Consider the following 23,607-nt stretch of genomic DNA (forward strand, 5'->3'; position numbering starts at 1 on the left):
CGCTCAAGGATTTGTAGGGTCGACTTTCTTCCAGGTCTGATCCGGATCGAAGGCGATCATGCGCTTGGCGAGGAAATCGGTGCGTGAACCGAGGTCCTTTTGGTAGACAGTGCCGGCGTGGTTGACCAGGAAGGTCATGACGCCGGAATTGCCGTACTCGGCGGGCCAGGCGACCAGTGCAAATCCGCCGATCATCTTGCCCTTCACGACATAGTTCAGCGCACCGCCCGGAGCATCGGAGCCCTGCGCTTTCAGGATCCGATAGTAGTATCCGTGGTACGGCTCGGCCTGCTCGCCGACCTTGTAGCCTTCCGCCGCGGCCTGTGCTGCCAGCTCACCGAGCGGGCTCGGGTCCTTGTCGTCGCGCCAGAACAATCCGTCGGTCTTGCCTGGGCTGCTGACGATGCGCTGGGCATAGGTGCCGACGCCCTCGCCGCGATCCTTCTCGGCATATTCATTCTGCGCGTCGACATAGGCGAGACTGGTCTGGATCGCAGCAAGCTCGTTGCGGCCGATCCTGCGGTAGAGGACTTCGCGACGTCCCGCGGCCGCGTCAAAACTCCAGCCGTCCTGGTTGTTGACGAGGGGGATCGGGAACGGGAAATCGTCCGGCCCCAGAATCAGGGTAGCCTTCTTGTTGCCATCGGCCTTGATCGAATGCCTGGCGTCGTAGGCCGACAGGAAGCGCTCTCGCGCATTTGCGTCGGCGACATCGTCGCCGGACTCGATGATATCAGCAGCATCGCGGCCCAGCACCTTCAGCATGGCCCGGCTCGTGCCGGTTTTGACGGCGGTTGCCAGCGCGGACGCCGCGTCCTCCGGATTGGGGAAGCCCTGCTGGGCGCGAACCGGAGAGAGGAGCAAGGCGAATGCTGCTGCCGCCGCGATGCCGATCCAAGCCAGGCGATCCAATCGCAAGTACGAAGTGCCTGTCATCGTGATGCCTCCGACGAGGATGGAATCTTCGCACCGGCGGCAAGCCAGTCGTGGTAGCTGCGGAACTTGAGGCCGAGCCTGTCGTAATAGACCCTGAGATAGCCATCGGCGCCGCGTGTCACCGCCGCCGGCATCACTCGCTCGACTTCCTGCGCCATCACGCCGACATAGGCCTTGTTGCTGCCGAGATAGCTGAAGCGATAATAGCCGATGCCGTTGGCGAGATACCCAAGCAGTTCGATGTCGTGCTTGAGCGCGATGTCGGAACGCCGTCCACCGCCGCCACCACCGCGGAACCCGCCACCTCCTCCGCCACCTCGGACGCCACCTCCGCCGCCTCCGCCGCCACCGCGACCGGCGAAGCTTGCGCCGCCGCCGCGCGGCATGCTGGCCATGCTCGATCGCCCGCGCGCCGATGCCGCCGCGGCTGCCCGTCCGGACGACACGTTCATGGCGCCGCCACGACTGCCACCGCCACCGCGATTAGCCGCCGCGGCGCGGTTACCGGTGCTGCCGCGGTTGGCGGCCTTTGCGCGATCGCCGCCGCCCTTGGCCTTGTTGCCGGCACCGGCGCGGTCGCCACCCTTGGCACGATCGGCCGCACTCGCACGGTCACCGCCTTTCGTGCGATCTCCGGCGCGGTCACCTCCACGATCCCCAGCGCGATCACCCGCACGGTCTCCGGCGCGATCGCCGCCGCGGTCTCCTGCCCGGTCTCCTGCCCGATCTGCGCCACCCGCGCGATCGCCGCCCGGGTTGAGAACCTGCTGACCGTCGCGGCCGCGATAGTTCATCCGGTCGCTGACGCCGGCACGATTGTTGTTGCCGCCGAAGCGCTGCTGGACGCTGCTGTTGTTGTAGCGCACGCCCCCGCGATGCGCGGAATTGTGCTGCCAGCCGTTCGCGATATTGTTGGTTCTGTTGAAATGGTTCACATAGACGTTGCGATTGCCCCAGTTGCAGCCGCCGCCCCAATAATTGCCCCACCGTCCGATCGCCCATCCGGCGCCGAAGGCAAGGCCGGTCGCGATCACACCTGCGCCGATATAGGACGGATAGCCGAAATAATACGGCGGGTATTCAGCATAGGGCCACGCGCCGTAGACCGTGGCGGGATCGTAATAGGGTACGTAGACCGTGTCCGGATCGGTCTGCTCGACGACGATAACCTGCTTGTTCTCCTGGGTCTGGACGCTGACTTTCTGCTGCTTGGTCGTCACCAGCTTGTTGTTCGCCTGCGCCTTGCTGCGCAGCCGCTGGATCGCATCCATGACGTCGGCCTGTTGGGCCAGCACGGCGTCACCCAGATTCTTCGTCCAGTCGATTTTGTCGCTCATCATCGAGAGCACGTCGGCGGTACTCGCGAGTGCCTTCACGCTGTCATCCCAGGCCTGCTTGTCGACCTCGGCTTTCAGCGCGTCGCCCTTCAGGCTCTTGCGTTCCTTCAGCCAGCGATCGGCTTGCACGACTTCGAGCGGATAGGTCGAGGCCGCCAGCACATTGGCCAGCAGCGAGTCCGGATAAAGCGCGATCGGCGCCACCAGGGCTTCCAACTGCTCCGGCTTCAAGAGCTGATCCGCCGGCTGCGCTGTTGCCGCGGCCGGCTGGCTGGCCGGAGCTGGCGGTTTGTCAGCAGTCTGCGCGAATCCGGCAGCTGATGTCACCGACACCAGCGCAACCACAAGCAGAGTCTTGCCCCAACGGACCATCGCGACCTCCATCGACACCGACGGTCGGCAGCATCCGCCACAGCCACGTCCTCCCCTTGATCGAGATCAAAGGAAAGCATCCTTCCGCTCAGCTTGCGGTTCAGCTTTGGACTTGGCTCGGCTGCCGCGATGCAAGATGAACGCGGCGATCGTGGATCAGGTTCTCGAGCCGGTGAGCCGCAACATTCACCGCGGTGACGGCACGCTCTGCCTTGTCGTCTGCGACCGGCTCCTTGCGTTGCGTCCGCAGCACCTGGTCGATTTCACGCTCGATCTCCTCCAGTTCCGATTCGAGACCGGCCGCCCGGACCCGAGGCCCGAGCGCATAGAGCGCGTCGAGCGCCTCCTGGCGGCTCGGTGTCTCGACCGGCCGAAGGAATTTCCACGCCGCCGCGAGCACGGACGCGAGCCCGCCTGCGATCATCGGCGCCAGGAAGATCGCGTTGCCCCACTGGTCGAGAAAGCTCTCCCGGGTCCCCTCAAAGACAGCTGCCGCCCCGGGATGCACCGGCAAATAGGCGCCCGCGTCGGTGTCGGGCGTGGCGATCTGGGAAAGCCCCGGCAGCTCTGCAAGCAGGTCCCGCCGCGCATTCACGATCGATTGCGTCAGGTCGCCGATCAGGTCATTCCCGAGCTTCTTCTGCGCCACCAGATAGAACGATGTCTGCAGCGTCGTCAGGTCGTCGGCAGGAATCGGCGGCGAGCCGCGCAAGGTACCCTTCGGCACATCGAAGCTCTCATAGGCGCGCTCCTTTTCCGCGATCGCACCGGCGGACTCGATGGCGATCATCACCGGGCCGGCTCGCGCAGTGTGCGGGAAGACGTTGCGCAGCAGCGCCAGATATTTCTCGGTCAGGGGCATCACGAGCAGGATTGCCCGGACCTCCTTGGTGTCGAGGGCCCGGCGCGCGTCCGCGGGCGCCAGCGGCTTGAACGTCACGCCGGCCCGCGCCAGGTCGTACTCATCGGTCAGCACCTTGATCAGCTTCTGATTGGCTTCGGCGCCGATCACGCCGATGGTGGCGCGCTTCAGCTCCGCCACGTCGGATATCGCAGCGCCGGGCGGCGCAATCATCAGCACGGTGGCGTGGGCCAGTACGATGACGGCCTGAGCCTGAGAGAGATCGCCGACATCCCCACGTACGACGGCGAGATCGACCTTTCCGGACGCGAATGCCTGGGCGGACTCAAGCGGCCCCGGGGTCTGGACCAGGCTGAGCCTGACCGGCGCTTTCGACTGGGTGAGCTTTCCGGCGATCGCCGAGATCAGCCTGCCGGCCTCGCCATCCAGCGAGCCAACTGCAATCGTCAAGGTCGTCGGCCGCTCATACCAGCGGTAGGCCAACAAGCCAGCGCCCGCTGCCAGAAGGACAATACCCACCACCAGGGCGATGCGGAATGACCTTGGCAACCTGCCCGGATCCACGGCGCGCTACCCAATCGGTCCGGCGTCAGCACGCAACAGTGCGGCGGCGCTGAGCCAGCGCGGGGAGCGGACACCTCTAGAGCTTGCAACGATGATAGTTGACCTCCATCCCCTCGATGCCCGGGAACTGGCGCGTAATGGTATCGTCGTCGACGGCCTTAAGGAAGAACTGCACGTTCGATACCATGATTCCCGACGCGCAACCGACGATGATGTTGATGTTCTGGCCGTCGTCCTTGCGCGATTTGATCTTGCAGTTCTCGAACTTGCCTCGAAGGCGATCGGCCTCGGCGATGAACCCACCGCCATAGACGCCCGAGAAATTCGTGAAGGTGAGCTGGCTCGCCCGGCCCTTGTGGGCAAACACTTTTCGGCACTGTTCGGCGCTCGTGGCCCAGGCGCCGGTGAGATCGAATGCGCGCGCGTAATCCGGCGATCCGAAGATCATGCCCGCGACCACGATTGCGCGAAATTTGCGATCCGGTTTCATATGCTGTCTCCCTGTTCGCGCCCGTCAGTGACCACTGAGCACCAGCGTCTGGATCGGCAGCAGCAGAGCCTGGATCCGCAGCAGCAGTGCATGAACGAGTGCGGTCGCGTCGACGGCGTGCAGGGCAAAACCTTTCAACGCGCCGGTTTTCGGATCGGCAATCACGTCATGGTTGCTAGTATAGGCATTGACGATGCAACTGCTGCCCGGTGTCACGCCGTCGAGGCCGTCCTTGTAAAGCGGCTCAAGGAACACGAGGATCGAACCCGGCTTCTGCAGGCTCTGCGGGTCGATCAACAACTCGGTGGCCCGAAACTGACCGGCGGCGATGAAATCCTGCACGCTGGTGACGACGAGCGGGATGATCACCCAGGGTTTCGACATACACGTGGCTTCCGCAACCATGCCGGGCTTCATCACCTGGGCCTCGATCTGCCCGAAGCCCGCCTGCAACCTGTTGCGGCCCGCTTCGTCCGGTATCAGGACTCCCGCCGGCCGCATGATCTGAGCGACGAGGTCTCCTGGGCGAACCAGGAATTGCTCGACGCGGCCATCGACGCCGGCACGGACGAAGGTCTTGTCGAGATCCACTTGGGCCTGCGCCTGCGCGGCCTCGGCGCTCGCCCGCTCGGCCGGCAGGAGCGTGGAGACCCGCAACGTCGCCGATTCCTTGACTGCACTAGCCGCATCGACGCCGGACTGTCGCTGATCGACCAGCACCTGCAGCTTCTCGATGTCGCGTTGCGGCACGATGCCGGGATTGCGGCGCTGCAATTCGCTCTTCACGTCGAGTTCGTCCTTGGCCTGCTGCAACGAGGCTTTCGCCTCGCCGATCTGGGCGTCCGCCTTGACGACATCGGCCTGCGCCGAGATCAGCGACGCATCGACCTCGGCGATCTTTCGCCTGGCGGTCTCCAGCGCAGCCTCCTGCTTCGAACTATCAAGCCGGAACAGAACGTCGCCTTTCTTCACCGGCGCGGTGAAGTCGACATTGACCTCGACGACGCGGCCGGACCCTTCGGGCAGGATCGGCACTGTCCTGAAGTAGATCGCCGCGGAGCTTGTCGAGGGATGGAAGTAGAAGATCATCGTGATCAGCGAGATCGTGAGCATCAGGCAGCCGGTGATCCCCCATCTCAGCTCGTACCAGACGGAGAAAAACGTGATCTCCTTGCCGAATCGCTTGCCTTGCCGATAGCGGCGGTAGAGGTAATCCGGTAGGATCGTCACCAGCGAGCAGATCATCAGCTCAAGCATGGTTGTGCACCCCTTGCTTCGCGGGCGTCCGGACGTCGGGACCGCCGCCCGGTACGGATTCGGCTTCCGGTTCTGAAGCGGGCGCGCCTGGCGTGGCGTCGGCGATGCGCTCGACGGAATCGGCAATGCTGCGCATCGGCGTGCCGAAATCCGGCAGGTCGATCAGCGCCAGCAGCAAGCCGGCGACCCAGAAGATATGCATGTGGGTGAAAAGCGATATCAGTCCGAGGACCGCGACGATCTCAAATTGAAGCTTCTGGCTCTTGTGCGCCATGCGCTCCGGCAGGCTGTGCAGCTTCCAGTAGAGAGTGCCAACCCACAAGACTGTGGCTACGAGGAAAATGCCCATCACCACCATCAAGGTATCCGACCCGTCGGCGCCGGGAATGAAAAACGGCAGATGATGGGGCGCTGCCGGATGGATCTGTTCGTTCAAGCCAAGTCTCCCGGTTGCAATAAAACCGCAAGCAATCTTGATCGACACTGCTGATCATCCTATCGCGCTTGCTTGATCTGGATCAAGGAGGCCCGTTGGCCCGACCCTACCGTTTGGAGGCACGGTGAGAGATCGGGCTTAGGAGTCCCCAGCCATGCGAGACAAGATCGATGACTTGATCCCGAATGCGCACGAGATCCAGAAGCAGGCAGCGCTCCAGGAAGCGGGGAAGGCCGAGGAACATGCCAAGCGTGCGGCTGCTGTGGAGGCCGAGAAGCGCGCCTTGATCGAGCGGTTGAGCAAACCCTCCGGGCTCAGCGAGGACGAGAAGGTCAAGCTGGCATCGACGGTGATTCAGCGCGCAGTACGCAACGGACTGACCGAAGTGCAGGTCTACCGCTTCCCCAACACGCTGTGCACCGACAAGGGGCGCGCCATCAATCAGATGGAGGTCGGCTGGGAAAAGACGCTGACAGGCATACCGAAGGAAATATACCAGCTCTGGGCGGACTATCTGCAGCCGCGCGGCTATCGCATCCGATACCAGGTCGTTGAATACCCCGGGGGCATGCCCGGCGACATCGGCATCGTCATTGCCTGGGGTTAACAGCTCGAACGATGGACGGGTATCCATGGCGAAAGACAAGTCCGCAGAAAAGATGACGCGCAAACAGTACGAGGAAGAGCTGCACAAGCTGCAGGTCCAGCTGTGCCATCTCCAGGACTGGGTGGTAGCGAACAAGCTCAGGGTCATCATCCTGTTCGAGGGTCGCGATGCAGCCGGCAAGGGCGGAACCATCAAGGCCCTGACCGAGAAGGTGAGCCCACGTGTGTTTCGGGTGGTCGCGCTGCCGGCACCATCCGATCGCGAGAAGTCCCAGCTCTTCATCCAGCGTTACATGCAGCAGTTTCCCGCCGCCGGCGAGATCGTGATCTTCGATCGCAGCTGGTACAATCGCGCAGGCGTCGAATATGTGATGGGATTCTGTACGCCTGCGGACCACAAGCGGTTCCTCTCGCTCTGCCCGCAGATGGAGCAATACATCATCGAGGGCGGCATCATCCTGATCAAGCTGTGGCTCGAGGTCGGGATGGATGAGCAGGAACGGCGCTTCAGGGCTCGGATCGACGATCCGTTGCGACAGTGGAAGCTGAGCCCGATGGACACCGAATCCTATCGCCGCTGGTATGACTACTCACGCGCGCGCGACCTGATGTTCAAGGCGACGAGCTCGAAGCATGCGCCCTGGAACATCATCCGATCCGATGACAAGCGGCGGGCGCGACTGAACTGCATCTCATTCCTGCTCAAGACAATTCCTCACGGACGCGTCAAGCGCGTCAAGGTCAAGCTGCCCAAGCGCTCGAACAAGGGCCGCTACAACGACCAGACCGGCTTGCGCGGGATGAAGTTCGTCGAGGAACGCTACTGAAGGGCAAGGCCGCGCCGGGCGCGGCCTTGGTCCCTCAGATCTATTTCAAGCGAATCGTGACACCGCCCACGGCGGCCGAGACCTCGGCGCCGACTTTCGGGCCGCTGAGCTGCAGGATCACACCATTGGCATTCTGCAATTGCACGCCGCCGGCGCCCGCGGCGATCGCACCACCGGCGCCTGCGGCGCTGTAGGAGCCCTCGATTGAGGCAGGCCCCCTGAGATTGATGGCGCGCCCGACGAACTTGGTGGTCGAAGCGCCGATCGTGAAGCCAACGCTCATCCCCGACACCGTGAACGGATAATGCTTGCCGCGCAGCGTCAATACGCCCTCGCCGCCTCCGACACCCACGATGAAGCCGCCCTTGGTGAAGATGACGGCGACCGAGCCGGTTTCGGCCAGTGATGGCGTGCTGAAGCCGGCCAATCCCATCACCACCGCAGCAAGAACTCCGATCAAACTCACTTTCCTCATGACTCTCTCCAGAAACCGGTTGCGTTACGACTTGTTGTGCAAGGATTATCGCTCCGAGAATGCGAAGACGCCTTGCGAGATCTCGTGCCCTTATGATGCGGCCTTCAGCTTCGGCGCTGCCGCCCGCGGCTTGCCCATCCTGGCCAGCGCCTCGGTGGTCACGAGCTTCAAGCCTTCGGCGGCGTCGTAGCCATGGATCTCCTTCACATCGAGCTTGCGCATGAAATCGATGGTCTCCTGCGTGATGACCTGGCCAGGCACCATGATCGGGAAGCCCGGCGGATACGGGATCACGAAGCTCGCGGAAACGAGAGCGGGCCCGTTCTTCAGGCGCCTGTCGATCTCGGGATCGTTCAGGCGAATGTATTGGCATCCAGCCGCATCATAGGCTGAATAGAATCCACCGCGGATGTCGCCCTCGTTCGTCTTCGTGCCCGCGTCGCCGCGATAAGCGTCGTGGAAATGCGAGAAGTTCGGCAGGTCGGGCACGTCCTTCATCAGGCTGTTGACCCGCGCGTCGAAATCGCGCCTGGCGTTCGCTCCGCCCTTGGCCAGGCCCCGATCGATTTCGCCGGAGACTTCGGCCAGCACCCGGACCAGATGCGCGACGTCGCTCCGCGTATTGTTGATGTTGGACTGGATCAGGACCGAATTGCGCGAGGTCTTGTTGACCTGGATGTTGTAGCGGCTGGCGAGCAGACCCTTGAACTGCGTTCCGTCGTAGCCGGCCGTGCCGCAGACGAGCGTCATGCGGGTCGGATCGAGGCAGAACTCGTCGTCGTTCAAGCTCTTCAGCGCGCTTGCCCAGTTGGTGCCATCAGCCAGATAATCGGTGAACCCGCTCTGGCGATAGGCCTTCGGCACCATCGCATCCGCGCCCAGAACGCGGAAATATCGGGAGATCAGCGGATTGGTGTTGACCGCATTGCGGATGGCGAACGCGATCTCCATCGCATTGGCCACCAGTCCATAGCCCTCGAGCTCCATCTGCCGGCGCGAGACGTCGAGGCTTGCGATCAACTGCTGGTTCGGACTGGTCGAAGCGTGCGTAAACACGGCCTCTTTGAACTGCGCCTCGACCGTGTGGAATTCGATGTCCTTGACGGCCAGCATCGAGCCCTGCCGGATCGCCGACATCGACTTGTGCGTCGAATTGGTTTGGTACACCCGCAACCGGATCTGGCGCGGGTCGGGAATCAGCCGGGTCTTGAGCAGCACCTCGTCCGAGGGGTTCTTGCCGAGTTCGACCTGCTGCTTCTCGTAAGCGGCAACCGATTTGGGATCGCGCATCCAGGCTTCGATCTCGTTGGCCGCGCCCATCGCGGTTCGCCGCCGCAGGAACGGCGAGAACCGCGCAAAGCCGAACCAGGCCTCGTCCCAGAGGAAGATCAGGTCGGGCTTGATCGCGAGGCATTCCTCCATCACCCGCCGCGTGTTGTAGATGTGACCATCAAAGGTACAATTGGTCAGGTCGATCATCTTGACCCGGTCGAGCCGGCCATCGGCCTTCGCATTCAGCAGCGCCTGCTTGATCGTCTTCAGGGGTACTGCCCCGTACATCGAGTATTCCGTCATCGGGAATGCCTCAACGTAGAGCGGCTGCGCGCCCGCCAGCACCATGCCGTAGTGGTGCGACTTGTGGCAGTTGCGATCGACGATCGCGATGTCGCCGGGACCCAGCAGCGCCTGCACCGCCATCTTGTTGGAGGTCGAGGTCCCGTTGGTGACGAAGAAGACGCGGTCGGCGCCGAGCGCGCGAGCGGCCTTCTCCTGCGCCTTCTTGATGTTGCCGGTCGGCTCCAGCATGCTGTCGAGGCCGCCGGTGGTGGCGCTGCTCTCGGCAAGGAACAGATTCAGCCCGTAGAACTCGCCCATGTCGCGGATCCAGTCCGACTTGAACACGGACTTGCCCCGCGCGATCGGCAGCGCGTGGAAGGTTCCGATCGGCCGCTGCGCGTATTTCTTCAGATTGTCGAAGAACGGCGTGTCGAAGCGATCCTGCACGCCTTCCAGAATTGACAGATGCAATTCGAGGATATCCTCGACCGAGTAGAACACCCGGCGCGCCACGTCGGCCTCGGGATTGCCGGCCAATTCCTCGACGTCGCGGTTGGACATCAGGTAGAGATCAAGCTCGGGACGGATCCGCTTCAGGATATGGGCCAGCCGGAGCGCGGACGCGTCGGACTCGTCGTTGAGCCCCATGGCGCCGGTCATGGCACGAAGCACAGGCGCGTCGTGGCGCGAGCGCAAGCCGAAACCTTCGTTGATCACCACCGCCGCAATGTTGGGATTTAGCATGGCCGCACAAAAGGCGTCCTCGAGACTGCCCACGACCACGGGCTCATAGATGAAGGCGTCGACCGGACGCCGCAGCCTGCGCCATTCCGAAAGCAGTCCCGGCCAGTTGCCGGCCGGCACCCCAGTCACGATCAGCGTCTCGAAGTAGGGGCGGCGGCCCCCCGATTGTCCGAGCGTTGGCGGAAGCAGATCAGGAACGTCGCCATTGCCGTCGTCCTGCGTGCTCCAGTCGTGGGCCTGTTGGCGGAAGGATTTCGTTTGAAGGGCCTGCGTGATCCGCGTTGCAAGCATAAGCGAGGTGGCGGCATCACCCGCCGCCGCGGCTTCCTTCAGTGCCGCCATCAAACGAAGGCCCGGGTAGCCGTGAAACTCCTCCGTGACCGCAAGCGCCGACAGCGCCGCGTCATACGCGGCACGGTCGCCGCCTCCGCTCCACCGCTTTGCCGCCTCAACCAGATCGCGCCAATTGTCGGCGCGTCCGCCGGGTCCGGAAAAGAACTGGTCGATGCGCTGCTGTGCCGGCTTCGCGTCGTTGGCCATGAATGACTCCTGATCTCGTGATCCTGGCGCTGGTTCTGTCCGATCGTAGAAACCGGGCCCAACGCTCCCTTTGATCCAAGTCAAGCCGATGCCGGATTGAGACGCGTCTCACAGCTTCCGAGCAGGTGCCACGCCTTGCGATGCGACAGGGCTACTGTGTCCGGGGCGATCCGCTCGGTCGCACACCCTAGGTGTTTGCCGGCGGTTTCCCGTCGTCCAACACGCTGTCAAGCGTGCGCATCCAGTCTCCACGATCGGTCTTGTCGGCAAGGCCATCCGCCTGAAGTAGGTCGCGCAACTGCGCGTGCGCCCCGACGATGCGGAACGTGATTCCGCGCGATGCGAGTTCCTGGTGCAGATCGTGGAGCATGCGCGACCCCGCTAGGTCGATGAATGGCGAGGCCGACAGGTCACAGGCCACCAGCTTGACGTCGGGGGACGTCCGAAGCGCCGCCAATACCGTCTCGAAGATCGTCTCGGCATTGACATAAAGGAGAGAGGTTTCCGGGCGAAACGCGAGGATCCCGGCCAAGGGCTCCACGTCGTCGTGCCGCGCCCTGTCGGAATAACGGCCGCTGCCAGGGAGACGGCCGAGAAACGCGATATTCGGCTGGGACGCGCGCAACAGCAGCAGGAAGATGGTGGCGACAGCGGCCAGCAACACACCCTGCAGGATTCCGAGGAACAGCACGGATATCAGCGCGATGAGCGCGGCATAGAAATCGATCCGGCTGATCCGCCACATTCTGGCGAGCGCGGGAATATCGACCAGTTTGTAGACGGCCGAAAAGACGATCGCGGCAAGCACGGTCTTCGGCAGATTGGTCAGCAGACCGGTGAAGAACAGCAGGCAGAGTGCGAGGGTCACGGAGCAGAACACCAGCGCCAGTGGCGTCCGCGCGCCGGCTGCGTCATTGACGGCCGATTGCGACAGGCCGCCCGCAACGGGATAGCCGTGCCCAAGGGCTGCCGCGAGGTTGGCCGCACCGAGTCCCAAGAACTCCTGCCGGACATCCAGCGGGTAGCCGTGCTTTGCCGCAAAGCTTCGCGCGGCGGATACGCCTTCCACATAGGCCAGCACCAGGCACCCGGCGGCGATGGGAAAGAGATCGTCAAATTCGAGCAGGCCAAATGTCGGCAACGCAAGGACCGGCAACCCGGTTGGGATCTTTCCGGTCACCGGCAATCCCATTTCCGCAAGCCCGAGCACGGAGACGGTGAGGATCGACAGCGCGACCACCGCCAGCCCAACAGGCTTGCCGGGCAGCCTGCGCTCGCCGAGCAACAGCAGCATGGTCGCAGCCACACCGATGCCGAGCACCAGCGGCCTGGTATCGCCGAGCTGGCCGGCAAGCTTGATCGCGCGGTCGAAAAAATTGTGGCCGCCGCCTGCGACGCCGAACAGGCTCGGCAGCTGGCTCATGATGATGGTGAGCCCTGCCCCGGCCTTGAAGCCCACCAGAATGCTATCGCTGATCAACCGCACCAGCAGGCTGAGCTTGAACAGCCACGCAATCAGGCAGAGCACTGCGACGCTGAACGCAACGAGGCTGACGATCTGTCCGTAACGCGTGGCATCGCCGCCGGCCAATATGCCGACAGCACCGGCGATCATCAGCGAGATCGCCGAGGTCGGCCCGACCGCGAGTTGCCGGGAGGAGCCCAGCAGGGCGTAGCCCATGCCGCCAAGCAGGTAGCCGTACACGCCGATCTGAGGCGGCAGGCCGGCGAGGCCCGCATAGGCCAGTGACACCGGTATGGCGTAGGCCGCCAGCGTGACCCCGGCGATCGCGTCCGCGCCAAGCCAGGAGACGCGGTAATCGGCGAGCCAGATCGCCGGCGGAAATCGACGCATCCAACTCATCTCGCCCCGGATCGACATCAAGCCCGCCGTATGAAGCCGCAATGGGTGCATGTGGTTGCGCCGGCGGACGCGATGCTCGTTGACTCAGATCAAGCCTTGCTGCCCGCAATGCTTCTTACCTTGCTCGGCTCGATCATCCTGACCTGCACATTTGCCGGACGACCGCTGGAGCGCATGGCATGCGTCAGCACCGCTTACGGACCCTCGCTGCCGCAACCCTTCTGTTGCTTGGCCTGACCGCTCCCGCACGCACCGATGATCAAGGCACATCCCAGCGCATCCAGGAGGAGATCTGGGCGTTGCCGCTACCGCTACCAATGTTCGCCTACCTGGTTCGCCCCGTGGGCGACGGTCCCTTCCCGCTGGTCATCATGAATCATGGCGTGTCGCTGAACGCCAGGGATCGCAGCTTCTTCCCGCTGGTAGAATTTCGCGATGCCGCAATGTGGTTTGCGCGGCGCGGCTATCTCGTGGTGGCACCGGTCGGCACCGGCTATGGCGCGGCGGCGATCGATATTCCCGAACGCGGTCTCTACGGCCCGTTCTTCTCCAAGGTCGGGAAATGCACCAATCCGAATTTCCTCGATCCGGGTCTCGCCGTCGCGCAGGTCGATCTCTGGATCATCGACTACATGGCAGCCGAAAAGCGCATCGTGCCGAAAGACGTCATCGTCGTCGGACAGTCGGCCGGCGGCTGGGCGGCGATCGCGCTGTCGAGCCTCAACCCTCCGCAGGTCAAAGCCATCATCACCTTCGCGGCCGGCCGCGGCGGCCGGGTCGATGGCAAGCCCAACAACAATTGCAATCCCGATAAACTGGTCGAAACGACCGGCTTCTTTGGCCAGACTTCACGGGTGCCCATGCTGTGGCTCTATATCGAGAACGACACCTTCTTCGGCCCGGTCCTGTCAAAGCGAATGCACGAGGCGTTCTCGCGCGCCGGCGGGCGGGCCGAATACCATCTATTGCCGCCGTTCGGCGACGAAGGGCATTTCCTGATCGGCTCTCCCAATTCGATTCCCATCTGGTCGCCATTGGTCGAACGATTTCTGGGCAACGTTCGCTAGGCGGCCAAGCCTCCCTGAAGGAGAATCTATGGTCCGATATGGTGCTTTGGTTACTTCAATGCTGTTTGTGGCGAGCGTCAGTGCCACGCACGGTCAACAGACGCCCTCACCGCCGGCTGCGGTGAAGGATGGTGACGAGGTCGCCCCGCGGGGAGCGCGCGTGGCGCGCGACGTCAAGTATGGCGAGTGGCGAAAGCTCTGCTTCAACGCAGCAGGCGCCAAGACATTATGCCGGACGTCGATCACCGGCACGCTCGGCACCGGCCAGACCGCCGTTCGCATCGATCTGGTCGAGCGTGAGGACGGGACCGCGCGCCTCCAGCTCTTCCTGCCGGTCGGGATGTATCTGCAGGCCGGGGTCAAGCTATCGGTTGACCAGATGGAAGTTCATCGCCTGCCCTACACCTGGTGCGTGACCAATATGTGCATTGCGGCCAATGTTGCCGATCCGAAGCTCCTCGAGGAGATGGACGGCGGAAAGTCGCTGTCGATCGTCACCGTCGACACCAGCATTCTGACGGTGACAACCTCGGTGCCGCTCGACCGCTTTGCGACCGTGCGCAAGGGAGCACCCGCGCTGACACTCGATCAAGCCATCGACGAATGATTGAGGCTCGCAGCCGCTAGACTACGCCGGCCAGCAGCCGCTCGATCGGCTGCATCAATGAATTCGCCGTGAATGGCTTGGTCAGATAGGCCACGCATCCCGATGCCATCGCCGCCATGCGTGTCGCCGGGTTGTCATTCCCGGTAATGTAGATGACCGGGACGTCGACGCCCAGATCCGTCAGTTGGTGACGCAGTTCAATCCCGGAACCATCACTGAGATTGATATCCAGGATGAGGCACAGCGCGCTGTCGAAGCTGCCATGCTTTAGCAGAGCGCTTCCGGTCTCGAACAATCTGGATGCGAATCCGTATTCCCTGAGCAGCCGCCCGATTCCACGGAGCATGGAGGGATTATCATCCACGACGAAGACAAATTTCGCGGTCGGCAAATCCGGAGGCCTTCACTCGTTGTTGAATCAAAAGCCCGATTTTTGCCTAACGTCGGCACCTGGACGACGGGCGCATCGGAATCTCACCGGCACGCGACATCACCGCGGCCAATACCGGAGATATCCGCCGTCACATGGTTTTCATATTGTACCTTGGGACAGGCGGCCGCAGCGGATTATCCCCTGACCGCGCCACCGGGTTGGCGCGTGCCGAGCCGCTCCGCGATCGAGACCAGCTCGGCCAGTGACTGCACCTGCATCTTCTCCATGACCTGGTGACGATGCGCCTTGATCGTGCGTTCCGTCGTGCCGAGCTCATAGGCAACCTGCTTGTTGATCCGGCCGCACACGATCAGATCGAACACCTGCCGCTCGCGTGGGGTCAACCTTGCCAGCAGCGCGCGGAGTGAGTCGAACCTGGCTCGCTGGCTACGGGCCAACTCGTGCCGCGCAACGGCGCGCTCGATCGCCTCGATCAGCTGGTCTGACGCGATCGGCTTGGTCAGGAAATCCTCGGCTCCCGCCTTGATCGCCTGGACGGTCGTCGCCGTGTCGGCATATCCAGTGAGAAATACAATCGGGAGCGTGGATTGCAGCTCGTTCAGACGGCCCTGCAGCTCGGGACCACTCATTCCGGGAATGCGCACGTCCAACAGGATACAGCCGGCCTCTTCGTCGCCCGGCAATCGATCGAGCAGTTGCCGGGCCGACGCATACGTCAGAACACGATAGCCCGCGAGCTTGAGCCTGCGCTCAAGTGCTGTACGAAACGAGTCATCGTCATCGACGATATGCACGTAAGCGTGCATGACGCCCTCTCCTGCGCGATCGACAGCGAGATCCTCCATTCGTATTATCACGGCCTCCCGCCAAGAAAAGACCCCAAACGAGCTATGCAGCGAGCGGCAACGAGAGATGAAAAGCCGCTCCGCCGCCGGACTGGTTCTCGGCCCAGATCTGACCGCTATGCGCCAGAACGATCGTCCGCGCGATGGACAGGCCAATGCCCATGCCCTGCTCCTTCGTGGTGAAGAACGGATCGAAAATATCGTTCAGCCTGTCCTGGGGAATTCCCGGACCTGAATCGCAGATGGAAATCATCGCCAGCGCGTCGCCGTTGACCTCGGTACGACCGATGATCGTGCGCCCGTAGGGCATTTTGGCCATCGCGTCCATGCTGTTGACCACAAGGTTGAGAATGACCTGCTGCAACTGAACCGGGTCACCCGTCACCCGCAGGGTCTCCGGTGAGGTCTGCAGGTAGATCGCGACGTTGCGCGCCGAGGCCTGCAGCTTGAGGAAATCGAACGCTTCCCGCATGGTCTGATTGAGATCGATCTCTTTCTTCTCAAATGGCGCACGCTTCAGCAGACTGCGCATCCGACGGATCACCTCGCTCGCGCGCAGATCATCGCGCTTGATGTCGGAAATGATCTCCCGGACCTCCTGAAGGTCGGGCGTCGGCGAAGCCAGGATCAGCTCCGCGGTCTCGGCATTGGTCAGGATCGAGCCAAGCGGCTGGTTGAGCTCATGGGCAATGGAGGACGACAGCTCTCCGGCGGTCGCCTGCCGATTGACGTGGGCAAGCTGGGACAGCTGATTGCGGGATTCGACCTCGGCCTTCCGCCGCATGTGCCGCTCGTGCAGCAGGAACGCGATGAGCAAGGTCTGGGCTAGTATTGCAGCGGCGAGCGCGATCGCCCGCCAGCGGTACCTTTCAATAAAACCCGGCTCACGGAGGCGACTTTCGCTGCCTTGCGGCAGCGCTGCATCGGCTGCCAATTGAAGAGCGGCTTCACGCCGAAATCCGTTTTGATAAGCCTCGCGACCGAAGCGACTGAAATCGAGGCTCTCCGTGTCGACGGTCGTCGGCGCGTGACCGTGCGCGCTCACGGCATCCCTCAGCCCGACGAACACCTGATCGTAGAACGGGCCGCCCCGATCGGACTGGTCCAGCACCAGCGCCGAATGCGGACGCATCTCTTGCGCCCGGAGACCAGGCGGAGAAAGCAAGATAGCCAGCAGGATGATCAGTCCAGAGAGCCGAATTGGCTTGCCCATAGCGCTCGGAGCCGGAGATCAACGGGTTCAAAACCTAGCACCCCATTATCGTCGAGAGAATTGAATTTTCCTCGAAGACTTCCGCACCAATTACGAACAAATCGCCGCATTCCCGCGCCCTGTCCTTTAGGACAATGACCTCAGGACCAATAGAGGCTGATCGAGCCCTGTCGTAGTCATTGCGTGCGGACAGGCATTTCGAACCGCTCGGACGCCGCAAGTTCATTACAGAGTGAGTTGGTCCATGTTCGCTCACGTCAATGTCAGACCGGCCAATGGACCTAACATCCTCGGTGGGCTGACCGCCCGGCACGCCAACTTCATCACCAGCGAATTCCACTACAGAAAGGGCGCCGAGATCTACGGCGAGAAGGAGCCTGCGGAGTACGTCTACCAGGTCGTCTCGGGGGCCGTCCGCAGCTACAAGCTCCTCTCCGACGGACGGCGCCAGATTGGCGCCTTTCATCTCGCCGGAGACATTTTCGGCCTCGAGAATACCGAATTCCATCGCTTCACCGCCGAAGCTGTCGTCGACACGAATGTGCGCCTGGTCAAGCGGATGAGCCTCGAACGGGTGGCCCATTCGGATTCCGCCCTGTCCCGCAACCTGCTGAGCATGACCACGAGCAATCTGCAGCATGCCGAGGATCACATGCTGCTGCTCGGCCGCAAGACCGCGTTGGAGCGGGTTGCAGCATTCTTGCTCGAAATGGACCGCCGGCTGACTGGAGTAGACGTCGTCGCCCTACCGATGTGCCGACGCGATATCGCCGACTATCTCGGGCTGACCCTGGAGACGGTATCGCGCGCGCTCTCCAAGCTGCACGCCTACGGAGCGCTCAACTTCCTCGGCTCGAACCAGCGCGAAATCATGCTGGTCGACCGCGACCAGCTGTCCAGGCTGGACAACTGACCGCGAGTTTACGGGGACTTCACGGGCGCGGCTTGGCGCTCGATGGTCTTTTGCAGCACTTCGAACAGGACCGCCGTCGACCAGCCGAACATCAGAATACCGTTCATGGCCGCCATCGGTCCGAGCAACAGCCACGCCTTTACCGGGATCACGTCGCCGTAACCGAGCGTGGTGTAGTTCACGAACGCGAAATAGATCAGATCGCTACCCGCAGGCACTGCACTCATCACGAAATAGGCCAGTGACCACACCATAATCTCCAGCGTGTGTGCGACCATCAGGATCAGCGCAGCCGCCACCATCACGCCGCTGAGTTGCAACCCAGACCTGCCGGCCGCGCTCAAGGCGATGTTCCGCAGCAGCCCAATCACCCCGACGGTGAACAGCGAATGGAGCACGATATTGATCGCACTGACCGCCGATCCAACGATGAGTTGATATAGCATCACCGCTGTCCTGCTAGCCGGGCACGGTCGTCCCGGATCCATGCCGTGATCAGCTCCCAGGCGACCGCGAGAATGATCGGCCCGATGAACAGGCCCACGATGCCGTGCGCAAGCGTCCCGCCGATCACGCCGACGAAGATGACGAGCGCCGGCGTGGTCAGGCCCCGCCCCATGACCAGCGGCTTCAGCACATTGTCGATGACCCCGACGACCAGGAAGAACAACGTGAAAGCAAGCGCCGTCGCCAGGTCCTTGGTCGACCAGAGCCAAATGATCACCGGAATCAGCACGATCGCCGCCCCGATCTGCACGATCGCCAGCAGCATCACGACAAACGCCAGCAGGCCCGCACTTGGAATCCCCGCCAGCTTGAAGCCGACCCCGGCCAGCAGCGATTGCAGGACGGCAACGCCGATGACGCCCCGGGACACCGCCCGAATGGTTGCGCCGGCCAGGTCGAGGAAGTGCTCGCTCTGCTCCGGCACGATGCGGGACAGGAAGCTCCGGCAGGCTGCGGCAAGCTGCGAGCCATAGGGAAACAGAAACCCCGCCAGGACAACCGCGAGCAGGAATTTCAGCATCCCGACCCCGGCATCGCCCGCAAACGCAAACAAGATCCCGGCGAGCGGCTTTAGGTGCGGAACGACCTCGCGCAGCACGGCGCTCAGATTGGTCGAGGCCCGATCCCAGAGATCGTAGAGCGGGCCGCCGATCAGCGGCCAATCCTTGATCTGCGGCACCGGCGACGGTACGACAACGTTCCCGGCGCTCAATTGTCCGGCCAGCTCCCTCACCCCGTCCACCGCCCCGATCCCGAGCCAGGTCGCCGGTCCGATGACGACTCCCAGTGCGATCAAGGTCAGAACGAGAGCCGCGATGCTGGCGCGGCCACCGAGTATCCTCGTGAGCCAGGTGAAGACGGGATAGAGCGCGACCGCGAGCACCACACTCCAGGCCAGGATCGGCACGAACGGGCGGACCAGGACGAACGACCAGTAGATCAGCAGCGCCAGCAATCCGAGGCGAATTGCGAGCTGGATGAACTCGTCTCCCGCTACGAGCTGGCGAAGGGTTTTCAAGAGCGTGCTTTCGGTTGAGCGTCAGCAGGCACGCAGGAAGCGGTGCCATCGCACTGCCGCGCACGAGTTGATCCAGATCAAGCGTCGCGCGTCCGCTGCCTCGCCAAAGAAACGGCCCCGGTTCGGGGATGGGAATCGGGGCCGCTCCAACTCGTCGGGATGCGATCACGGCCGGGATCACGATCGCGATCGCGCTCCGATTAGGCGACGGACGGCAGCCCGCGGCAATTGTCCCAAGGTGCAGCATCAATCGTCCGCTTCACCGAGAGCCCCACGGTCACATTGATTCAAATCAAGCGTCGGCCCCCGCCGGCTGACAGTCTGGGCTGCACATGATCTGGAAGCCGCTCGTGATTTGCCAGCCGTTGGATCACGACTGCCTTATCACCCCGATCTGGAGGACATCATGAAGAACACCAGAACCTTGCTGGCTTTGACCCTGCTTGCGAGCGCGACCGGCGTTGACGCGAGCCAGGCCGCCCCGCTGCCGACCAACATCGCGGCCATGAAAGCCGCGGTCGACAACAGCGCCGTTCAGGTCCGTTGGGGCGGATGGGGCGGTGGCTGGGGCTACCGCGGTTGGAGAGGAGGCTACGGCGGCTGGGGCTATCGTGGCTGGGGTTATCGCGGATGGGGCGCCGCCGCAGCCGGGGCGATCGTCGGCGGAGCCATCGCAAGCTCGGCCTATGGCGGATACCCCTATTACGGCGGCGGATATGGTTACGGCTCCGGCTATTGCCCGACTTATGGAGGATATGGAGGTTACGGATATTACGCCCAGCCGCGCGCCTATTACGGATGGTAGATCGGTCGTCGGACACTACGCCGGCCTTTGCTGGGATCAGCGGAGGCCTAGCAACGATCGCCGATAGCCGCTGTCGCGAGCTTCGTTCCTGCACACGTAACTGCCGTCGAAGCCTCTGGCATAACGGATCTGTCCCTTGAGATAATAGCGTCCGCGGCGGAGATCGAGCCAGACCACGGTATCCCCGGGACAATGCCGATGCGCCTGGGCCTCATAGCGGAATGGTGTCAGCGGTAGCGCGACCGCCTCTTGCGCGCAGCAAAACAAGAAGGTCGTGACGCAGGCCCCGATACCGAGCCTGGCCGCACAGCGATCTCGACGTCCGGTCGAATTTGCAATTATTCTGAAGCGCATTCATTGCCGCCGGGAGTAACCGTCTCGTGCTGAAATGGTGCTCATACTGCCAACACTTCGCGGGCGAAGCGCCTGAATACGACGATTTCAGCATCACGCACGGCTTGTGCGCGGATTGCGAAGCGAAGCACTACTGGTCCTTCGAGGGGCGCGAGCTCGCGCATGCACAATTCCTCCGCGATATCTTCGGCCGCCTGTTCATTGCCGGGCGCCACAACAACGTCAAAGCCGCGGAAGCCGTCGTCGACGAGGCAATCGGCGCAAGCTGCCGGCCGGTCGACATCCTGATCGGCATGATCGCCCCGATGCTGTATCAGATCGGAGAGGATTGGAAGACCGGCGTGCTCAGCGTCGAAGGCGAGCGTCGCTTTACCGCCTTCTGCGAGGAGGTCGTCGACCTGATCACGGCGAGGACGAGCGCGCTCGGCCAAGCACCGAGGGCCCCGCCCTCCGGTCAGATCCTGCTCATGAATGCGCCAGGCAACACCCACACGCTCGCGATCCGCATCCTTGCGCTCTGGCTCGGCAGCCGCGGAGTCCACGCCGAGATCGTTGACGGTCCCATTGGCTTCGATGGACTGCAGAAGCGTCTCGTTGCGACCAAGCCAAGATACCTGCTGATCTCAATGGCACTGGCTGAACAACGCGAGCCCGTTGCCGATATTGCCAGACGAGTTGCCGCGCTCCCTGCGTCGGGCCGGCCACATGTGATCGTCGGCGGCTATGCCGTCAAGACCGGGCTCGTGCCTGCGGTTGCCGGCGCCGATCTCGTCACCGACATCAGCTCGCTCGACTTCGGGTAACGGCGCGCTCAGGGCGATAGCAATCCGAATGCAATCGCCATGGTCGACACAGTGCCGGCCGCGACAACAATCATCCTGAAAGCAAAATCGCCGTCGATGGCCTCAAGCCCATGATTCAACCAACCGCGAGCGCGGCCTGCACGAACGATTCGACTAAATTTGTCGCCGCCGTTCCTCATGATCGTCATCGTAGATCACGTGGAAACCGGATGACCAGTGCAGCTTGTGCCACGCGATCGAAATCACTTGCGACAACCTGCCTAACCCAATCGGGCTATGAGAGCCGGGCCGTTGACGACGCGACATCTGGACAGCTGAATGGTGACAACCGTGGCCAACCGTCGCGCCGTAAATCAACGGGTCTCTCCGCCCGTGGAACTCAGTTCATCAGCGCCTCGCGCCTGCGCCCTTCCCTGTCGCCGCTTCGTAGGCATCGCGATAGCCTCTGGCGATCGCGCGGACGCCGCGTCCGATGTCGTCGTAAACATCGTCAGGGAGGTTCGCGAGCGACACGCGAAGCGACCATTCGGGGGCATCGAAGCCACCTCCGTTCAACAGCACGATCCCGTGGGCCTCGGCCAGCCTGAACGCAAGGTCCAGCGGGTGGACGTTCTTCTTGAGATTTTCGACGGCATCGTCGCCGATGTTCTTTCGGGCCCAGAACTCGAAGTCGATCAGGGCATAGTAGGCATCATAGTTCGGATTGGGGGTCAGCTTGTCGGCGAGCCCGAGCCCGTCGAGCAGCGACCACAGGCGCTTGTTGACGATTTCCATGCAGGCGGCCTGATAGGCCTTCTTCACATCCAGCATCTCCGCAAGCGAGAACAGGCTCATCATCACCTGCTGCGGCAACGACAGTCCCGCAGTGTGATTGAGCGCCACGTCGCGGCTGTCGGCGACGATCCGGTCGATCAGCTTGAGCTTGCGCGGCTCGAGCGTCAGCGGCCCGTAACGTTTGTCGAGCGCCTTCACGGCCTCGTCCGGGAGCTTGGCGATCTTCTTGTCGAAGATGTTGTCTTCGTGGATCGCGATGGCCCCGAGCCGCCATCCCGTGCAGCCGAAATACTTCGAATAGGAGTAGACGCCGATGGTGTTGTGCGGCAGCTCGCCGAGCAACGAACGGAAGTTGTGCACGAAGGTTCCGTAGACGTCGTCGGTGAGGATCATCAGGTCGGGACGCTTGGTCTTGACCAAATTGGCCAGCTTGGCGATCGTCTCCTTGCTCAACGCCATCCCCGGAGGATTGGACGGATTGACGACGAAGAAGGCCTTGACCTTCGGATCTTCCAGCTTCTTGATTTCCTCGTCGGTGAACTGGAACTTGTTTTCCTGCGGAGCCCTGATCTGAACGACCTTCAGATCGTAGTCCTCCAGGTGCGTCATCTCGATGTAGGGCGTGAAAATCGGCGTCGCCAGCGCAATCGTATCACCGGGCACCAGCAGCCGATTGGCCTTCAGCGACTTGAAGAGGTAGCACATCGCCGCCGTGCCGCCTTCGACCGCATAGATGTCGAACTTCCCGGTCGGCCGGGGCTCGCCGCAAACCGCCCACATCAGATATTCGTGCACGATCCGTTCGTTGTGCACCAGCATGCGATCCGGCACCGGGTAATTGTCGCCGATGATCGAGTCGACGAGTTCGTGGACGAAAGCGTCGGGATCGAAGCCGAATTTCTTCACCGCAAAGGGCAGCATCTCGGTCAGGAAGCTCGCGCCCGGCATGTCCTTGTGCTGTGCGAGCCAGGCCTCGAACCGTCCGGCAATGCCCTTTGCCTGAGCCATGCCCCCGATGCCCGCCGGGTGCTCCATCACCCGCTTGCTCTCGGTCATGGCGAACTGTCCGAGCAGGAAGAAGCCTTCACGCGGCGTCGTGGCCACCCAGTTCGGATTGCCCCGCCCGGCGTTCAGGAAGGGCATCTGACTCCGCTTCGAATTGCTCTTCGCGAGGTTGATCAGTTCGTCCTTGATCTCGAACGGGCTCAACGCCTCGAATTTCTTTAAGGTCAGAAGATCGGCCATTTGATACTCCCGGGACGATGCAAGGTGTTGGAATGGAGGTGGACAGGCGCCTTGCGCTCAGCATGAGCGGCGGCCGGTGACGAGCCTTGATCTATGTCAACGGTCTCGTGCGGGCCTTGCGATCGCAAGCAGCTCACGCGTGCGTTGTCGGCAAGACGATGAAATCACGAGGCTGTCGCACTCGCGGTTGACATA

General features: G+C 62.7%; 24 protein-coding genes. 7 read left to right on the plus strand and 17 right to left on the minus strand.

The features are described from left to right. Window positions 1-3 precede the first annotated feature (3 nt). The 6 genes from BraRD5C2_RS30965 to BraRD5C2_RS30990 all read right to left on the minus strand — a co-directional run bounded on the left by BraRD5C2_RS30965 (window position 4) and on the right by BraRD5C2_RS30990 (window position 6,254). A complete protein-coding gene (locus tag BraRD5C2_RS30965; protein WP_223975005.1) occupies window positions 4-936 on the minus strand; it encodes a DUF2950 domain-containing protein in 933 nt (310 codons plus the stop codon). Beyond that, window positions 933-2,645, minus strand: coding sequence for a DUF3300 domain-containing protein (locus BraRD5C2_RS30970; protein ID WP_223975009.1), 1,713 nt, complete (start codon window positions 2,643-2,645; stop codon window positions 933-935). Before BraRD5C2_RS30970 ends, BraRD5C2_RS30965 begins: the two co-directional genes overlap by 4 nt. 100 nt (window positions 2,646-2,745) lie before the next feature. Then, a complete protein-coding gene (locus BraRD5C2_RS30975; protein WP_374708064.1) occupies window positions 2,746-4,071 on the minus strand; it encodes a TAXI family TRAP transporter solute-binding subunit in 1,326 nt (441 codons plus the stop codon). 76 nt (window positions 4,072-4,147) lie between these two features. After that, window positions 4,148-4,561, minus strand: coding sequence for a hypothetical protein (locus tag BraRD5C2_RS30980; RefSeq protein WP_223975013.1), 414 nt, complete (start codon window positions 4,559-4,561; stop codon window positions 4,148-4,150). 24 nt (window positions 4,562-4,585) lie between these two features. After that, the gene (locus tag BraRD5C2_RS30985) at window positions 4,586-5,818 is read right to left on the minus strand and encodes an HlyD family secretion protein (protein ID WP_223975015.1); all 1,233 of its coding nucleotides are present in this window, start codon (window positions 5,816-5,818) and stop codon (window positions 4,586-4,588) included. Beyond that, window positions 5,811-6,254, minus strand: coding sequence for a hypothetical protein (locus BraRD5C2_RS30990; RefSeq protein ID WP_223975017.1), 444 nt, complete (start codon window positions 6,252-6,254; stop codon window positions 5,811-5,813). The genes BraRD5C2_RS30985 and BraRD5C2_RS30990 overlap by 8 nt, the downstream gene beginning before the upstream one ends. Before the next feature lie 154 nt (window positions 6,255-6,408). Between BraRD5C2_RS30990 and BraRD5C2_RS30995 the strand changes: the two genes are divergently transcribed. Then, a complete protein-coding gene (locus BraRD5C2_RS30995; RefSeq protein ID WP_223975019.1) occupies window positions 6,409-6,861 on the plus strand; it encodes a hypothetical protein in 453 nt (150 codons plus the stop codon). Window positions 6,862-6,886: 25 nt separating this feature from the next. Beyond that, complete coding sequence (gene ppk2 / locus BraRD5C2_RS31000; RefSeq protein ID WP_223975021.1) at window positions 6,887-7,687, plus strand: polyphosphate kinase 2; 801 nt, start codon at window positions 6,887-6,889, stop codon at window positions 7,685-7,687. Window positions 7,688-7,727: 40 nt separating this feature from the next. On the opposite strand, the gene BraRD5C2_RS31005 is transcribed toward ppk2, so the two are convergent. From BraRD5C2_RS31005 to BraRD5C2_RS31015, 3 genes are all read right to left on the minus strand, one after another. Next, the gene (locus tag BraRD5C2_RS31005) at window positions 7,728-8,162 is read right to left on the minus strand and encodes a hypothetical protein (protein ID WP_223975023.1); all 435 of its coding nucleotides are present in this window, start codon (window positions 8,160-8,162) and stop codon (window positions 7,728-7,730) included. Window positions 8,163-8,252: 90 nt separating this feature from the next. Continuing rightward, a complete protein-coding gene (locus BraRD5C2_RS31010) occupies window positions 8,253-11,003 on the minus strand; it encodes a decarboxylase (RefSeq protein ID WP_223975024.1) in 2,751 nt (916 codons plus the stop codon). A 187-nt stretch (window positions 11,004-11,190) separates the two neighbouring features. Further along, on the minus strand, window positions 11,191-12,867 hold the full coding sequence (locus BraRD5C2_RS31015; RefSeq protein ID WP_374708065.1) for a SulP family inorganic anion transporter: 1,677 nt from the start codon (window positions 12,865-12,867) through the stop codon (window positions 11,191-11,193). 179 nt (window positions 12,868-13,046) lie between these two features. Between BraRD5C2_RS31015 and BraRD5C2_RS31020 the strand changes: the two genes are divergently transcribed. After that, a complete protein-coding gene (locus BraRD5C2_RS31020; RefSeq protein ID WP_223975026.1) occupies window positions 13,047-13,934 on the plus strand; it encodes an alpha/beta hydrolase family protein in 888 nt (295 codons plus the stop codon). Between the two features lie 58 nt (window positions 13,935-13,992). Continuing rightward, window positions 13,993-14,541 (plus strand): invasion associated locus B family protein, encoded by a 549-nt coding sequence (locus BraRD5C2_RS31025; RefSeq protein ID WP_223975027.1) that lies wholly within the window; start codon window positions 13,993-13,995, stop codon window positions 14,539-14,541. Between the two features lie 16 nt (window positions 14,542-14,557). Here BraRD5C2_RS31025 and BraRD5C2_RS31030 read toward each other — a convergent pair whose 3' ends face one another. The 3 genes from BraRD5C2_RS31030 to BraRD5C2_RS31040 form a co-directional block, all read right to left on the minus strand. Then, window positions 14,558-14,932, minus strand: coding sequence for a response regulator transcription factor (locus BraRD5C2_RS31030; protein ID WP_223975028.1), 375 nt, complete (start codon window positions 14,930-14,932; stop codon window positions 14,558-14,560). Window positions 14,933-15,108: 176 nt separating this feature from the next. Then, window positions 15,109-15,741, minus strand: coding sequence for a response regulator transcription factor (locus BraRD5C2_RS31035; RefSeq protein ID WP_223975029.1), 633 nt, complete (start codon window positions 15,739-15,741; stop codon window positions 15,109-15,111). Between the two features lie 82 nt (window positions 15,742-15,823). After that, window positions 15,824-16,993, minus strand: a complete 1,170-nt coding sequence (locus tag BraRD5C2_RS31040; RefSeq protein ID WP_223975030.1) for a sensor histidine kinase — start codon at window positions 16,991-16,993, stop codon at window positions 15,824-15,826. A 244-nt stretch (window positions 16,994-17,237) separates the two neighbouring features. On the opposite strand from BraRD5C2_RS31040, the gene BraRD5C2_RS31045 reads away from it, so the two are divergent. After that, window positions 17,238-17,906 (plus strand): helix-turn-helix domain-containing protein, encoded by a 669-nt coding sequence (locus BraRD5C2_RS31045; protein WP_223975031.1) that lies wholly within the window; start codon window positions 17,238-17,240, stop codon window positions 17,904-17,906. A gap of 8 nt (window positions 17,907-17,914) precedes the next feature. Here the strand turns inward: BraRD5C2_RS31045 and BraRD5C2_RS31050 are convergent, their stop codons facing one another. Together BraRD5C2_RS31050 and BraRD5C2_RS31055 are read right to left on the minus strand one after the other, a co-directional pair. Beyond that, a complete protein-coding gene (locus BraRD5C2_RS31050) occupies window positions 17,915-18,352 on the minus strand; it encodes a potassium channel family protein (protein WP_223975032.1) in 438 nt (145 codons plus the stop codon). Continuing rightward, the gene (locus BraRD5C2_RS31055) at window positions 18,352-19,431 is read right to left on the minus strand and encodes an AI-2E family transporter (protein ID WP_223975033.1); all 1,080 of its coding nucleotides are present in this window, start codon (window positions 19,429-19,431) and stop codon (window positions 18,352-18,354) included. The genes BraRD5C2_RS31050 and BraRD5C2_RS31055 overlap by 1 nt, the downstream gene beginning before the upstream one ends. Window positions 19,432-19,837: 406 nt before the next feature. On the opposite strand from BraRD5C2_RS31055, the gene BraRD5C2_RS31060 reads away from it, so the two are divergent. Beyond that, on the plus strand, window positions 19,838-20,236 hold the full coding sequence (locus BraRD5C2_RS31060) for a hypothetical protein (RefSeq protein WP_223975034.1): 399 nt from the start codon (window positions 19,838-19,840) through the stop codon (window positions 20,234-20,236). A gap of 36 nt (window positions 20,237-20,272) precedes the next feature. On the opposite strand, the gene BraRD5C2_RS31065 is transcribed toward BraRD5C2_RS31060, so the two are convergent. Beyond that, on the minus strand, window positions 20,273-20,590 hold the full coding sequence (locus BraRD5C2_RS31065) for a hypothetical protein (protein ID WP_223975035.1): 318 nt from the start codon (window positions 20,588-20,590) through the stop codon (window positions 20,273-20,275). Window positions 20,591-20,616: 26 nt separating this feature from the next. Between BraRD5C2_RS31065 and BraRD5C2_RS31070 the strand changes: the two genes are divergently transcribed. Further along, window positions 20,617-21,393: a B12-binding domain-containing protein gene (locus BraRD5C2_RS31070; RefSeq protein WP_223975037.1), complete on the plus strand. Its 777-nt coding sequence runs from the start codon at window positions 20,617-20,619 to the stop codon at window positions 21,391-21,393. An 8-nt stretch (window positions 21,394-21,401) separates the two neighbouring features. On the opposite strand, the gene BraRD5C2_RS31075 is transcribed toward BraRD5C2_RS31070, so the two are convergent. Both BraRD5C2_RS31075 and aspD read right to left on the minus strand, forming a co-directional pair. Continuing rightward, a complete protein-coding gene (locus BraRD5C2_RS31075; protein ID WP_223975039.1) occupies window positions 21,402-21,581 on the minus strand; it encodes a hypothetical protein in 180 nt (59 codons plus the stop codon). A 199-nt stretch (window positions 21,582-21,780) separates the two neighbouring features. Next, a complete protein-coding gene (gene aspD / locus BraRD5C2_RS31080; protein WP_223975041.1) occupies window positions 21,781-23,412 on the minus strand; it encodes an aspartate 4-decarboxylase in 1,632 nt (543 codons plus the stop codon). Between the last annotated feature and the right edge of the window lie 195 nt (window positions 23,413-23,607).

It is taken from the genome of Bradyrhizobium sp. RD5-C2 (genome assembly GCF_019972155.1).
Taxonomy (GTDB): Bacteria; Pseudomonadota; Alphaproteobacteria; order Rhizobiales; family Xanthobacteraceae; genus Bradyrhizobium.